Origin of the sequence: Streptomyces sp. M92, from assembly GCF_028473745.1 — a bacterium.
In the GTDB taxonomy this organism is placed as follows: Bacteria; Actinomycetota; Actinomycetes; order Streptomycetales; family Streptomycetaceae; genus Streptomyces.
The window spans coordinates 4,775,083-4,788,214 of sequence record NZ_CP101137.1 but is presented as its reverse complement, the minus strand read 5'-3'; the positions used below and the strand labels follow the sequence as shown (position 1 = coordinate 4,788,214).

Genomic DNA, 13,132 nt, shown 5'->3' with positions numbered 1-13,132 from the left:
GGGGCCGCCCCGGCCGGGAGGCCGGGTCACACTGCCCCCCGGGTGTCGTCGGTCAGCGAGGCCAAGGCACGGTCGGGTCCGCCCCGCGCCGCGACCTCCGCTTGGGCGGCGCGGACGAACGCGCCCAGGAGCTTGGTCGAACGGGCCTTCGGCCACACCAATCCGTACTCCAGCGGCGGGGCGTCGGGAACGGGGACGTAGGCCACGCCGGTATGGGTGTAGTAGCGCGCCGCGGCCGAGGACAGGGGGCACACGGCCTGGTCGGCCCGGATCACGGTCATGGCGTCTTCCCAGTACAAGACGGCCGGGCCCCGGGGAACGGCACGCCCCGAGGGGGTGTGCGTCGGGAACAGGTGGTCCAGCCAGTACTGCGGCGCGTGCCGTCCTCCGACGGTCAGCATCCTGCAGTCGGCCCAGTCCTCGATGCTCACCGTCTCGCGCCGCGCGAGACGATGCCGGTCGGAGACCAACAGCGCCCGCGGTTCGCGGATCAACACCGGCCCGACGGACAAGTCAGGTTCCTCCACCGGCCGTTCGGTGACCTGCACGTCGACGTCACCTGCTCGCAGGGGACCGAACGGGTCGAACAACTGGATCTGCTGGAGGTGAAACTCCACGCCGGGGTGGCGGTGCTCGAACAGCTCGGTGATGTGCTGCACCAAGTGCCCGGTGAACGCCCCGGAGAAGCCGATCCGCAAGGTACCCGTGATGCCGCGGCCTGCCGCCACGGCCTCGGCGATCTCCTCCTGGATGCGCCGGTAGGGCGTCTCGATGCCTTCGCGCAGCTGCTTGCCGAGCGGAGTGAGCGCCACGCGGCGGCTGGTGCGCTCGAACAGGTCGGCGCGGAAGCGGCGCTCCAGCTTCTTGACGGTCTGGCTGACCCGGCCCTGGGTCAGGCCGAGGCGCTCGGCGGTACGGCCGAAGTGCAGCTCGTCCGCCAGGGTCAGGAAGACCTCGATCTCATGTCGTTCCACGGCATCCCTCATTCATTACCCGGCCTAATCGGGCTCTTCTCCAAAGCGTCATTGTTCCAGCTCCAGGCCCCGTACGAGAGTGGTCGGGAACGCGAGGGGTGATTGACGGGAGCAGGCAGGCGGCCGGCCCCGGAGGTGCCTCTCCCCCTGTCCCGGCCGGGGCGGCGCAAGGCCGCGGGCGGCCCGTGAAGAGGATGTGCATCCAGTGGAGAACCAGCTGTACGACTACACCCCCGTCATCGAGCGGGAGCCGATCCGCTGGCCCGGCGGCGCTCGGGTGGCCTTCTACGTCGGACTGAACGTAGAGCACTTCCAATTCGGCGTGCCGTCCACCAGTTTGTACGAGGCGACGGCAGCCCTGGTGCCCGATCCGCTCAACCACGGCTGGCGGGACTACGGCCCACGGGTCGGCATCTGGCGGGTGGCCGAGATCCTCGACCGCCACGGCATCCGGCCCAGCGTGCTGCTCAACTCGGCCGTCTGCCGACGGTATCCGCAGATACTGAAGGCCGGCCGGGACCGGGACTGGGCGTGGCTGGCGCACGGGCGCGACAATTCCACCCTGCACACGGACATGTCCGAGCAGGACGAGCGCCGGTGCCTGAGCGAGGTCGTGGAAACCATCGAGGAGGCGACCGGCCGCCGTCCACGCGGCTGGCTGGGCCCGGCGCTGACCGAGACCCCGCGCACCCCGTCGCTGCTCGCCGAACTCGGACTGAGCTACGTGCTGGACTGGACCGCCGACGACCAGCCCTTCCGGCTGAACGTGCCCGGGATGCTGAGTGTGCCGTACTCGGTGGAGCTCAACGACCTGGGCCTGTTCACGTCGCAGGGCATGTCCGGGCCGGACTTCGTGCGCGTGGTCACCGACCAGTTCGACCAGTTGTACGACGACTCCGCCGACAGCGGCCGGGTGATGGCCCTGGCACTGCACCCCTTCGTCATCGGCCAGGCCTTCCGTGCCCGCTACCTCGACCAGGCGCTGTCCTACATCGCCGGCCGTCCGGGGGTGTGGATGACCACCAGCGACGAGATCGCCGAGTACTACTCGAGCACCGTTTCGTGAGCCCCCGCCGGGCCATGCGGCCGGTACCGACTGTGGAGGAGATTGCCATGACTGCGTCCGCTGTTCGTTCCCGGGAGATCCGCCTCGTCTCCCGCCCTTCGGGCGAACCGGGCCCCGAGAACTTCGAGTCGGTCGTCTCGGAGGTCCCCGAGCCCGACGAGGGCCAGATCCTGGTGCGCAACACCTGGATGTCGGTGGACCCCTACATGCGGGGCCGGATGAACGACGCTCCGTCCTACATCCCGCCGTTCGAGTTGGGCACCGCCCTGGAAGGCTCCGCGGTCGGGACGGTCGTCGCCTCGCGCGCCGGTGGCGCCCCGGTCGGCTCGACCGTCTCGCACTTCCTGGGCTGGCGGGAGTACGCCGTTATCGACGCCGCCGCCGCCACCGTCGTGGACACCCGGCTGGCCCCCGCCGAGGCGTACCTCGGCCCACTGGGCATCACCGGCCTGAGCGCGTACGCGGCACTGACCCGCACCGCGCCGGTCCGGGAGGACGACACGGTGTTCATCTCGTCGGCGGCCGGGGCGGTCGGCAGCGTCGCCGGTCAGCTCGCCCGCAAGCTGGGTGCCGCACGTGTGATCGGCTCGGCCGGGGGGCCGGACAAGACCAGGAAGCTGCTGGAACGGTTCGGCTTCGACGCCGCCATCGACTACCGGGAGGGCGACCTGGCCGGACAGCTCGCACGGGTCGCTCCGGACGGTATCGACGTGTACCTGGACTCCGTGGCCGGCGACCACCTGGTCGCGGCCCTGGACGCGATGCGGCTCGACGGCCGGATCGCCATGGTCGGTGCGATCAGCACCTACAACGCCACCGCGCCGATGCCCGGTCCGCACAACCTGTTCCGGGCCGCCTCCCGGCAGGTGACGCTGCGCGGCATGCTGGTCGACTTCCACCTGGACCTGTTCCCGGAGTGGATCGAAACGGCGGCACCCTGGCTCGCCGACGGTTCGCTGCGCACCGAGTCGACGGTCGTCGACGGTCTGGACCGGGCCCCGGAGGCGTTCCTGGGTGTCCTGCGGGGCGCCAACACCGGCAAGATGCTGGTCCGCCTCGTCCACCAGGACGCTTGATGGGCGGCACGACGGAATCGTCAGCGGCGTGCGCCGCCGTCACCGCCGGGTCCGGGCGCGCCCTGATCGTGGTGGCCCACCCACGGCCGGACTCGCTCACCGGCGCGGTGGCCGACCGTGCCCGGGCGGCTCTGGCCGGTACCGGACGGGCCGTGGACGTTCTCGACCTGCACGCCGAGGGGTTCGACCCGCGGATGACCACCGCCGACGAGCCCGACTGGAACGACCCGTCCAAGGAGTACTCGCCCCGGACCCGCGCCGGGATGCGTCGCCTGGCCGAGGCGGACTCGGTCGTGGTGGTCTTCCCGGTGTGGTGGTTCGGCCTCCCCGCGATCCTCAAGGGCTGGGTGGACCGGATCTGGAACCACGGGTTCGCCTACGGCGCAAGGGGCGGCGGGACCCGCTTGTCCGGCAAACGCCTGCTGTGGTTGCCGCTGAGCGCCTACACCGCCGCGTCGTTCGCAGAGTTGGGGTGGACCGACCACATCACTCGCACGCTCGATGTCGGCATCGCCGAGTACTGCGGGATCACCGACTCCACCGTCCATGTCCTTCACGACTCCCTGGGGGACCCCCGGGGGGTGCTGGCCTCGGCCGACGCCGCCCTGGCCACCTTCACCCACCCGACGGTCGACGCACTGCGCTCACCGCACGGAGCACAGGTGCGTGCGGCCGCTCCCGCCCCGAACACGCCGAAGGGGCCACCCGATGATGACCCCTGAGCTGTGGGAGGGCCCCACGTAACCGTCGGGACGACAGGATTTGAACCTGCGACCCCTTGACCCCCAGTCAAGTGCGCTACCAAGCTGCGCCACGTCCCGGTACGCGATCCGCGTCTTCCGTGATCGCGCTCGTCAAGCCTACCCCATCCGCACGGCCGGCAACGGCCACGCGGTCGCCGGTCTCGGCGACCGTCCACCCCTGCCGGTCTCCGTAGCGACGGTCTCCACCGTCGTAGCCTCCGGTGACCCGCCTCTGACGCTGCTGCCGACCGGCGAGAACCCGCCGGTGGACGCCGGGTCCGTGGTCACCGACGTCCTCAAGACGGTGCGGCTGCCGGCGGGACGGTACGTGGAGCGCGCGCTGCCCCGGCTGTCGGCGGTGACGATCTCGGTGATCGTGGCGGTGGTGGTGGCGGGCGGCGCCGGCGCCATCAAGCCGGCCGCGGCGGTGGTGTTCCTCGCCCTGGCCCTGCACAACGGCCACGGGCTGGCGCCCGGTTACGGCGCGGGGCGCCTCGGCCGGCTCGGCGAACCGGCCGGCCGGAGACGACCGGCGCCGACAAAGTGTCCGCGGACACCCCCGGATACGCCACACCCTGTCGCCCCCGAGGCCTCCTCGGTCCCGGATAGCGTCTCCGCATGACCAACAGCTTCGTCGTCCACGTCCCCGGCACCGAGCTCGAACCCGAGCCGCTCTCCCCCGAGCAGATCGTCTCCGGCTCCCCCGAAGTGACCGGCAAGGTGGTCTGGGAGTCGGCGGACGGCCGCCAGGTGCGCGGGGTCTGGCAGATCACCCCGGGCGTGGTCACCGACACCGAGGCGGACGAGATGTTCGTGGTACTCAGCGGCTCGGCCACCATCGAGGTGGCGGGCGGCCCGACACTGACGGTCGGACCGGGCGACCTGGCCGTACTGCGCGAGGGCGACCGTACGACGTGGACGGTGCACGAGACGCTGCGCAAGGCGTACGTGATCAACCAGGCCTAGGCGTCCTGGACCAGTCCCGCCTCGTAGGCGACGATCGCCGCCTGCACGCGGTTGCGCACCCCCAGCCGCTGGAGGATCGCGCTGACGTACGCCTTGACCGTGCCCTCGACCAGATGCATGCGCCGGGCGATCTCGGCGTTCGACAGGCCGGCTCCCAGCATGCCCAGGACCTCGCGCTCCCGGTCGGACAGCACGGCGACGCGCTCGCCGGAGGCCGCCGAGCGGGGCGAGGGCGCCCTGCGCAGCTCGGTCATCAGCCGTCGGGCGACCAGCGGGGACAGGCACGCTCCCCCGGCGGCCACCGCACGCACCCCGGAGATGAGGTCCCGGGGGTCGGACGCCTTGAGCAGGAACCCGGCGACCTGCTGGTCCAGGGCCCGCTCGATGTAGCGGTCCTCGCCGAAGGTGGTGAGGACGATCACCGCGGTCTCCGGGTTGGTGGTGCGCAGTTCGCCCGCGGCCGCGAGGCCGTCCAGCTCCGGCATCCGGATGTCGAGCAGCGCCACGTCGGGACGGTGCCTGCGGGCCAGCTCGACGGCCTCGCGCCCGTCGGCGGCCTCGGCGACCACCTCGATGCCGGGTTCGGTGGTCAGGATGGCGCGGACGCCGGCCCGCACGATGGTCTCGTCGTCGGCGACCAGTACGCGGATCATCCGGTCCTCTCGGAGTGTGGCGGTGTGGCGGTGGTGCGTCGGTGACGGCTGTCAGAGTCTGTCCTTGGCCGTCAGCACATCATCCGTGAAGCACAGCCGGTACATCGTGCCGGTGAAGTCGAGCAGGCTTTGGCTCGCCCGGTAGTACTCGCATGCGGCCCCCGGCGGGGCGGCCGGTTCCGACAGGGCCGGCGGCGGCTTCCCGATCCGCCGCGACGGGAGGACGGTCTCCAGTTCCGCACGTGTCTCACCGACCCGGATGCGCCCGTAGTCCGCGGGCGTGACCGATGTGGTCGCCGAGGTCGCGGCGTACAGGCCGGTGAGGAGAGCCGCGATCGCCGCGCCGAGCAGCACCGGCAGGAGCGCGGCCCGCCGGGCGTCGCCGCGCAGTCGGGCCCTGGCGCGCAGCAACGCCGTCCGCGACGTGCTCCGGCCCGGCCGGGCCCCGGCCCGCGCGTCCGGGGCCGTGCCCGCGGCCTCGTCCGTACCCGCGCCGCCGACGGGCCAGGGGGGAGCCGCCGTGTCGTACCCGGGCGGAATCGGCGCCCTCGGTGGTGCCGCCCCCGGGGTGTGCGGCAGCCGTGCGTGCACCCCGAAGCCGCCCCGGCTCGGGCCCGCCCGCAGGGTGCCGCCCGCCAGACGGACGCGTTCGTCCAGGCCGATCAGACCGGCACCGCTGCCGGTGGCGGACGGGCTCCCGCCGTTGCGCGGCCGCTCGTTGACGACCGACACCACCGTCTCGTCCGGCCGGTGGTCCACCCGTACGGAGACCGGAGCGCCCGGCGCGTGCTTGGCCGCGTTGGTCAGGGCCTCCTGCACCACCCGGTAGGCCGCGAGGCCGGCCAGTCCCTGAGCACCCGGCACGGGCGCCGCGCCCTCCTCCCGGAAGTCCACCGGCGTGGCCGCCCCGCCGAACCGGCGCACGAGCTGGGCGATCGACTCCTGGGCGGGCACCAGAGAGGGTCCGGTGTCCTCGCGCAGCAGTCCGACGGCCTCGTGCAGCCGCTCGGTGGCGAGGGTGCAGCGTTCCCGCAACCGGCCGGCGGTGGCGCGGTGTTCGTCGGACAGTTCTCCGGACAGTTCCAGTCCGCCGGCGAGCAGCGCCATCACGCTCAGCTCGTGACCCAGGGAGTCGTGGATGTCCTGGGCGATGCGGGCCCGTTCCCTGCGCCGCGCCTGTTCGGCGACGTAGCGCTGCCGCCACTCCAGTCGCTCGGCGTGTTCCCAGCCCGCGTGGGCCAGCGCGGCACGCTGCCGACGCCAGTTGCCGGCCCACCACGGCAGCACGCAGGAGGCGAACTGAAGCATCAGCAGGCTCAGCCCGTCCTTCACCTCGGCGACCGCGCCGACCAGGACGATCCCGGCCGCGGTGGTACAGACGAACACCAGCTGGGCGGGCCAGACCCGGGGCAGCCGCCTGCCCGCACCCCAGCTCAGCACCGCGGCCGCCACCGCCGGCCAGGCACTGGCGCCGGACCACGGAAGGAAGAGCGCGAGCAGCGCCGCGAGCAGCAGGGACGTCAGCGGTGCCGCACGCCGTACCGCGACCGCGACCGCCACGACCAGGCACGCGGCCAGCCACACGGCCGGGGCGACGGCGGGCAGCTCCGTGTCGAGGGCGGAGGGGGACAGCAGCACGAGGAGCAGCACGTGGTCGACGGGCCGGGTGAAGGGCCGGTCGGCGGCCACGTTCCGCAGGAGCTGCACGGTGAGCCGGCGTATGTCCTGCCATCTGCGCATGCCGGAACGCTACAAGAACGCTTCCCGGCTCAGGACCTGCCGAAAGTCGATGCGGTCGCTGCCTTTCGCCAGATGCCCCCGCCCCGCCCGGCTCCCTAGCGTGCCGGACATGCTGTGGGAAGGAGCGACCTCGAAATGATCACGTCGGATCGGCTGACCAAACGGTACGGCGGCAAGGCAGCCGTCTCGGACCTCTCGTTCACCGTCGCGCCGGGGAAGGTCACGGGCTTCCTCGGGCCGAACGGCGCCGGAAAGTCCACCACCATGAGGATGATCGTCGGACTCGACACGCCGACGTCCGGGCGGGTGCTGGTGGGCGGGAAGCGCTACGGGGAACTTCGCCGTCCGCTGCGCGTGGTCGGCGCGCTCCTCGACGCGCGGGCCTGCCATCCCGGCCGCTCGGCGCGCCGTCATCTGCTGGGGCTGGCCCGCAGCAACGGCATCCCGGCGTCCCGGGTCGGTGAGGTCCTGGAGACCGTCGGGCTCACGGAGGTCGCCGGCAAGCGGGTCGGTTCGTACTCGCTCGGAATGGGCCAGCGGCTGGGCATCGCCGCGGCGCTGCTCGGCGATCCGGAGGTGCTGCTCTTCGACGAGCCGGTCAACGGCCTCGATCCGGACGGTGTGCGGTGGGCGCGCGAACTGATGCGTTCCCTGGCGGCTCAGGGGCGGACGGTGCTGGTCTCCAGCCACCTGATGAGCGAGATGCAGGAGACCGCCGACCACTTGCTGGTCATCGGCCGGGGCCGCATCCTGGCCGACGCCCCCATGGAGGAGGTGATCGCCGGCAGTTCACTGAACGCCGCCCGCGTCCGGACTCCGGAGGCCGACGCGCTGGAGCGGGAACTGCGCCGGCACGGCCTGCGGGTGGACCGGGGCGCGGACCTGGAGCCCGACGAACTCATCGTCGTCGGCGCCACCCTGCGGGAGATCGGTGACCTGGCCTTCGCCCACCGGGTCCCGGTCCACGAACTCAGCATGCGCCGGGCCAGCCTGGAGCAGGCGTACATGGAACTCACCGCGGACAGCGTGGAGTACGGCTCACCGGCCCTGTCCCAGATCCTGCAGACCCCCGACACCCCGAAGGTGTGATCCGGCATGACGACGACAACGGCGCCCAGTCCCCCACTCACCGGTCCTGTCAAGGGCGGCGGGTTCAAGGGGGCCCTCGCCTTCGAATGGACGAAGCTGTGGAGCGTGCGGGCCACGTGGTGGAATCTCGCCGTCGGTCTGCTGCTCACCGTGGGCTTCGCCGCGATGGTCGGCGCGTCGGCCGACGCGAGTGCCAAGAAGGGCATCGACGTGGCGATGCCCGCTCCGCACCACGCGTCGCAGGCGTTCCTCGTCTCCCAGCTCACCGTCGTGGTCCTCGCGACCCTGGCGCTCACCGGCGAGTACTCCAGCGGCTCCGTGCGCACCACCCTGCAGGCCGTCCCGGCGCGTGGCCGGATGCTCCGGGCCAAGACGCTCGTCGTCACGGCCGTCGTGGCGGTCGCGGGGTGCGTGTTCAGTGTGCTCGGCACGCTGGTCGCGGCTCCACTGATGAGCGGTCACGGTGACTACACCGGCGGCCAACTGCTCGGCACCGCCCTCGGTGCCGGCGTGTACCTGGCCGCCCTCGCGGTGATGTCGGTGGGGATCGGCAGTGTGCTGCGCAGCGCCGCGGGCACCATCACGACACTCATCATGGTGCTGCTCGCGCTGCCCCAGCTGATGGGCGTCGTCGGCGCGCGATGGCTGGAGACCGCCTCCGACTACATGCCGAGCGTCGCCGGCACCGTGCTGCTCACCGAGGACCACGACCCCTACGGCGGTGGCGCCGCGCTGCTGGTGCTCGCGGTGTGGTCGGCGGCCTGCTACGCCGCGGGGTCCGCGGTGCTGCGCCGCCGTGACGCCTGAAGCCACGATGCTTTGTCCTGTCAAAAGGTTGACAGGACGCCGACCGCCGCACAGGGTGGGCTGGACAGCACAGGGACCGTCCGAAGAGGGGCTCTCATGGTGGACGCACTCGGTGTCGCCGTCGTCGGTTTCGGCTGGATGGGCCGGGTGCACACCCGGGCGTACGCCCGGGTCCGCCACCACTATCCGCAGCTCGCCCTCCGCCCCGAACTGGTGACGGTCGCCGAGGAGGTGCCGGGGCGGGCCGAGGAGGCCGCCGCGCAGTTCGGCTTCGCCTCGACGGCCCGTGACTGGCGCGAGGTGGCCGGGGACCCGCGGGTGCACGCGGTCAGCATCACCGCGCCGAACTTCCTGCACCGCGAGATCGCCGTGGCGATGGCCGAGGCGGGCAAGCACATCTGGATCGAGAAGCCGGTCGGCCTGTCCGTCGACGACGCGCAGGCCGTCGCCGACGCGGTCGCCAAGGCGGGTGTGCAGGGCGCCGTCGGCTTCAACTACCGCAACGCGCCCGCCGTGGAGGCCGCCCGCGATCTGATCGCCGCCGGGGAGATCGGCACCGTCACCCATGTCCGCGTCCGGCTTCTCAGCGACTACGCCGCCCACCCCGAGGCAGCGCTGACCTGGCGCTACGAGCGGGAGCGCGGCGGCAGCGGGGTGCTCGGCGACCTGGCCTCGCACGGGGCGGACCTGGCCCGGTTCCTGCTCGGCGACATCGCGTCGCTGACCGCCGACACGGCCGTCTTCCTGCCCGAGCGAGCCCGCCCCGCCGCCGCGACCGCCGGTCACGCACGGGCGGCCGGCGGTGAGTCGGGGCCGGTCGAGAACGAGGACTACGTCAGCTGTCTGCTGCGCTTCGCCTCCGGCGCCCGCGGGGTCCTGGAGGCCTGCCGGGTCTCGGTCGGTGAGCAGAACAACTACGGCTTCGAGGTGCACGGCACCACGGGCGCGGTGTTCTGGGACTTCCGCCGCATGAACGAGCTGGGCGTCAGCCGCGGCACGCAGTACCAGGACCAGCCGGTGAGCGCGGTCTACGTCGGTCCGGCGCACGGCGAGTTCGCGGCCTTCCAGCCGGGAGCCGCGAACGCCATGGGCTACGACGACCTCAAGGTGGTGGAGGCCCACCGTTTCCTGCGCTCGATCGCGGAGGCCACCCCGTACGGCGCGACCCTGCCGGACGCCGTGCACAGCGCGGCCGTACTGGAGGCGATGGCGCGGTCGGCGGAGCGCGGTACCTGGGTCAGTTGCGGGATCTCCGGGTGAGGGCGTCGCGGCGGGCCCGCCGGCTCCCACCTGCTGCAGCTCTCCTCCGCGTCGGTCCGCGCGGTGGAGAGGGTGGACCGGGGGGCGGCGGCGAACGCCGTCTTCCCCGCGCTGACGAAGCGCGAGGCCGAGGGGGCGGGCCGGCTGGAGAACGTGGTCGCCGCGAGCGCCGGGGGCTGCCCGCTCCCCACCGGCCTGGACGGCGATCCGCCGGTCGACGGCCTGGCTCCGCACGGCAACCGCGCACCGCGGACCCGGCACGGCAATCACGCACAAGGAGCAACGAGAAGCATGCGCATCGCAATCCTCGGCCTCGGCCGCATCGGCGCCTTCCACGCCGAGACCCTCTCCTGCCTGGACGCCGTCGACTCGCTGGTCGTCGCCGACCCGTTCGCGGACGCCGCGAGGGCGGCCGCCGAGCGGTTCGGCGCCGAGATCGCGGACTCCCCCGAGGCGGTGCTGGCCGCCGGGGTGGACGGTGTGGTGGTCGCGGCGGCGACCGACGCCCACCCGGACCTCATCCTGGCCGCCGTCGAGGCGGGCGTGCCCGTCTTCTGCGAGAAGCCCGTCGCCCGCACCATGACGGAGGGCGTCGAGGTGCTCAAGGCGGTCGCGGGCCATGACGTGCCGGTGCAGATCGGCTACAACCGCCGCTTCGACGCCGCCTTCGTCGCGGCGCGGGCGGCCGTGCGGGCGGGTGAGCTGGGCAAGCTGCACACCGTGCGGTCGACCACGCTGGACCCGGCGCCGCCGCCGGCCGCGTACATCGCCGCTTCCGGCGGCATCTTCCGCGACTGCGCGGTGCACGACTTCGACGTCATCCGCTGGGTGACGGGCCGCGAGGTGAGCGAGGTGTACGCCGTCGGCGGCAACCGCGGTGCCGACTTCATCCGGGAGGCGGGCGACGCGGACACCACCGGCGCGGTCCTCACGCTGGACGACGGCACGATCGCCGTGGTCTCCAACAGCCGTCACAACGCACGCGGTTACGACGTCCGCATGGAGATCCACGGCTTCGCCGACTCCGTCGCCGTCGGCCTGGAGGACAGGCTGCCGCTGCGCTCGGTCGAGCCCGGCACGGCCTTCCCCGCCGGTGTGCCGCACGACTTCTTCATGGACCGCTTCGCCGCCGCCTACCGCGCCGAGCTGACCGCGTTCACCGAGGTCGTCGCGGGCGCCCGCCCCTCCCCCTGCACGATCGAGGACGCGCTGGAGGCGGGCTGGATCGCCGAGGCGTGCACCCTGTCGCTGCGGGAGCACCGCCCCGTGACGGTGGCGGAGGTCAGGCGGGGCTGAGGCCGGTCGGAACGGGCCGGTCGGGCGCGGTCAGCCCGCCGGCTCGCTGATGTTCACCATCCAGGGGACGCCGTACCGGTCCGTGCACATGCCGAAGACGTCCCCCCACATCTGCTTCTCCAGCGGCACGGCGACGGAGCCGCCGGCGGACAGCTTCTCCCAGTAGCCGCGCAGCTCGGCCTCGTCGTCGCCGCTGAGGCTCACCGAGAAGTTGGTGCCCGGGGTGCAGTCCATGCCGGGCGGGGTGTCCGAGGCCATCAGGGTGAAGCCGCCCGGTGTCTCCAGCATGGCGTGCATGATCTTGTCGGTGTAGGCGCTGTCGGGCATGCCGGACTCGCCGAAGGTGTTCAGCGACAGGGTGCCGCCGAACACCTGCTCGTAGAACTCCATCGCCTGTCGGGCGTCGCCGTCGAAGCTCAGGTACGGATTGAGACGCGAGGTCATGACTGCCTCCCGGAACGGGACGAAGGGTCAGTGCTCCGCACGCTAGCGCGCGCCACTGACAACGGCCCGCCGAGCGGCGCGCCGGCGGGACCGTGTCCCGCCGGCGCGACCGGGGTCAGGCGCCGCAGGAGCGCAGGAACTTCCGGGTGCGTACCGCGATGGGCAGCGGCTTGTCCGGCTCGCACGGGTACATGTCCTGCTCGACGATGGCGAACAGGTCGACGCCGAGTCCCTGGGCCGCGGTGAGCACGGGTCCCAGCTCGGGCACTCCGGCGGGCGGCTCGCACATCACCCCGCGCTGCACGGCCGGCCCGAACGGGACGCCGTTCGCGCGTACGTCGGCGAGGATCTCCGGGTCGACCTGCTTGAGGTGGAGGTAGCCGATGCGCTCGGCGTAGGTCTCGATCAGCTTGACGCTGTCGCCGCCGCAGTAGGCGTAGTGGCCGGTGTCCAGGCAGAGGCTCACCAGGTCGGAGTCGGTGGCGTCGAGGAAGCGTTCGACGTGCTCCTCGTTGTCGATGTGGGTGTCGGCGTGCGGGTGGACGACGATGTCCAGGCCGTAGCGCTCCCGTACCTCGTGGCCGAGGCGTTCCATGCCCTTGGTCAGGTGGGACCACTGCTCGCCGGTCAGCTCCGGCGGCTCCAGGATCTCGGCGGTCTTGTCGTCGCGCCAGAAGGACGGGATGACGACGAGGTGCTTGGCGTCCATCGCCTGGGTGAGGGCTGCGACGCGGCTGACCTGTTCCCAGGTGGCGTCCCATTCGGAGGGGCCGCGGTGCAGGCCGCAGAAGATGGTGCCGGCGGAGACCCTGAGGCCGCGCCGGGTCACCTCGTCGGTGAGGCGGGCGGGGTCGGTGGGGAGGTAGCCGTAGGGGCCGAGCTCGATCCACTCGTAGCCGGCGTCGGTGACCTCGTCCAGGAAGCGTTCCCAGGGGACCTGCCGCGGGTCGTCGGGGAACCAGACGCCCCAGGAGTCGGGGGCCGAGCCGACGCGGATGCGGTCCAGGGCGGTGGGCAT

14 protein-coding genes and 1 tRNA gene are annotated in these 13,132 nt (G+C 72.4%); 9 read left to right on the top strand and 6 right to left on the bottom strand.

Going from position 1 to position 13,132, the window contains the following annotated elements:
* Positions 1-26 precede the first annotated feature (26 nt).
* Positions 27-974: a LysR family transcriptional regulator gene (locus tag M6G08_RS21475; RefSeq protein ID WP_272588785.1), complete on the bottom strand. Its 948-nt coding sequence runs from the start codon at positions 972-974 to the stop codon at positions 27-29.
* A gap of 205 nt (positions 975-1,179) precedes the next feature.
* Between M6G08_RS21475 and M6G08_RS21470 the strand changes: the two genes are divergently transcribed.
* Genes M6G08_RS21470 through M6G08_RS21460 form a run of 3 tightly spaced genes read left to right on the top strand, consistent with a single transcriptional unit; the run spans position 1,180 to position 3,838 of the window.
* Positions 1,180-2,040: a polysaccharide deacetylase family protein gene (locus tag M6G08_RS21470; RefSeq protein ID WP_272588784.1), complete on the top strand. Its 861-nt coding sequence runs from the start codon at positions 1,180-1,182 to the stop codon at positions 2,038-2,040.
* A 47-nt stretch (positions 2,041-2,087) separates the two neighbouring features.
* Positions 2,088-3,116, top strand: a complete 1,029-nt coding sequence (locus tag M6G08_RS21465; RefSeq protein ID WP_272588783.1) for an NADP-dependent oxidoreductase — start codon at positions 2,088-2,090, stop codon at positions 3,114-3,116.
* On the top strand, positions 3,116-3,838 hold the full coding sequence (locus tag M6G08_RS21460) for an NAD(P)H oxidoreductase (protein ID WP_272588782.1): 723 nt from the start codon (positions 3,116-3,118) through the stop codon (positions 3,836-3,838). Before M6G08_RS21465 ends, M6G08_RS21460 begins: the two co-directional genes overlap by 1 nt.
* Positions 3,839-3,863: 25 nt before the next feature.
* Here the strand turns inward: M6G08_RS21460 and M6G08_RS21455 are convergent.
* Positions 3,864-3,937 (bottom strand) — tRNA-Pro (locus M6G08_RS21455).
* 187 nt (positions 3,938-4,124) lie between these two features.
* On the opposite strand from M6G08_RS21455, the gene M6G08_RS21450 reads away from it, so the two are divergent.
* Together M6G08_RS21450 and M6G08_RS21445 are read left to right on the top strand one after the other, a co-directional pair.
* Entirely contained in the window at positions 4,125-4,481 is a 357-nt protein-coding gene (locus M6G08_RS21450; protein WP_272588781.1) for a hypothetical protein, read from the top strand.
* Positions 4,478-4,825 carry a cupin domain-containing protein gene (locus tag M6G08_RS21445; protein ID WP_272588780.1) on the top strand — a complete coding sequence of 116 codons (348 nt, stop codon included), beginning with the start codon at positions 4,478-4,480 and terminating at the stop codon, positions 4,823-4,825. Before M6G08_RS21450 ends, M6G08_RS21445 begins: the two co-directional genes overlap by 4 nt.
* On the opposite strand, the gene M6G08_RS21440 is transcribed toward M6G08_RS21445, so the two are convergent.
* Together M6G08_RS21440 and M6G08_RS21435 are read right to left on the bottom strand one after the other, a co-directional pair.
* The gene (locus M6G08_RS21440) at positions 4,822-5,478 is read right to left on the bottom strand and encodes a response regulator (RefSeq protein WP_272588779.1); all 657 of its coding nucleotides are present in this window, start codon (positions 5,476-5,478) and stop codon (positions 4,822-4,824) included. The two genes, M6G08_RS21445 and M6G08_RS21440, sit on opposite strands and share 4 nt — an antisense overlap.
* 51 nt (positions 5,479-5,529) lie before the next feature.
* Positions 5,530-7,218 (bottom strand): sensor histidine kinase, encoded by a 1,689-nt coding sequence (locus M6G08_RS21435; RefSeq protein WP_272588778.1) that lies wholly within the window; start codon positions 7,216-7,218, stop codon positions 5,530-5,532.
* Between the two features lie 135 nt (positions 7,219-7,353).
* Between M6G08_RS21435 and M6G08_RS21430 the strand changes: the two genes are divergently transcribed.
* The 4 genes from M6G08_RS21430 to M6G08_RS21415 all read left to right on the top strand — a co-directional run bounded on the left by M6G08_RS21430 (position 7,354) and on the right by M6G08_RS21415 (position 11,670).
* A complete protein-coding gene (locus tag M6G08_RS21430) occupies positions 7,354-8,307 on the top strand; it encodes an ABC transporter ATP-binding protein (protein ID WP_272588777.1) in 954 nt (317 codons plus the stop codon).
* A gap of 6 nt (positions 8,308-8,313) precedes the next feature.
* Positions 8,314-9,114, top strand: coding sequence for an ABC-2 transporter permease (locus M6G08_RS21425; protein WP_272588776.1), 801 nt, complete (start codon positions 8,314-8,316; stop codon positions 9,112-9,114).
* A 96-nt stretch (positions 9,115-9,210) separates the two neighbouring features.
* The gene (locus M6G08_RS21420) at positions 9,211-10,374 is read left to right on the top strand and encodes a Gfo/Idh/MocA family protein (protein WP_272588775.1); all 1,164 of its coding nucleotides are present in this window, start codon (positions 9,211-9,213) and stop codon (positions 10,372-10,374) included.
* Positions 10,375-10,665: 291 nt separating this feature from the next.
* Entirely contained in the window at positions 10,666-11,670 is a 1,005-nt protein-coding gene (locus M6G08_RS21415; protein WP_272591394.1) for a Gfo/Idh/MocA family protein, read from the top strand.
* 30 nt (positions 11,671-11,700) lie between these two features.
* Here M6G08_RS21415 and M6G08_RS21410 read toward each other — a convergent pair whose 3' ends face one another.
* Positions 11,701-12,114 (bottom strand): VOC family protein, encoded by a 414-nt coding sequence (locus tag M6G08_RS21410; protein WP_272588774.1) that lies wholly within the window; start codon positions 12,112-12,114, stop codon positions 11,701-11,703.
* Positions 12,115-12,229: 115 nt separating this feature from the next.
* The gene (locus M6G08_RS21405) at positions 12,230-13,132 is read right to left on the bottom strand and encodes a sugar phosphate isomerase/epimerase family protein (RefSeq protein WP_272588773.1); all 903 of its coding nucleotides are present in this window, start codon (positions 13,130-13,132) and stop codon (positions 12,230-12,232) included.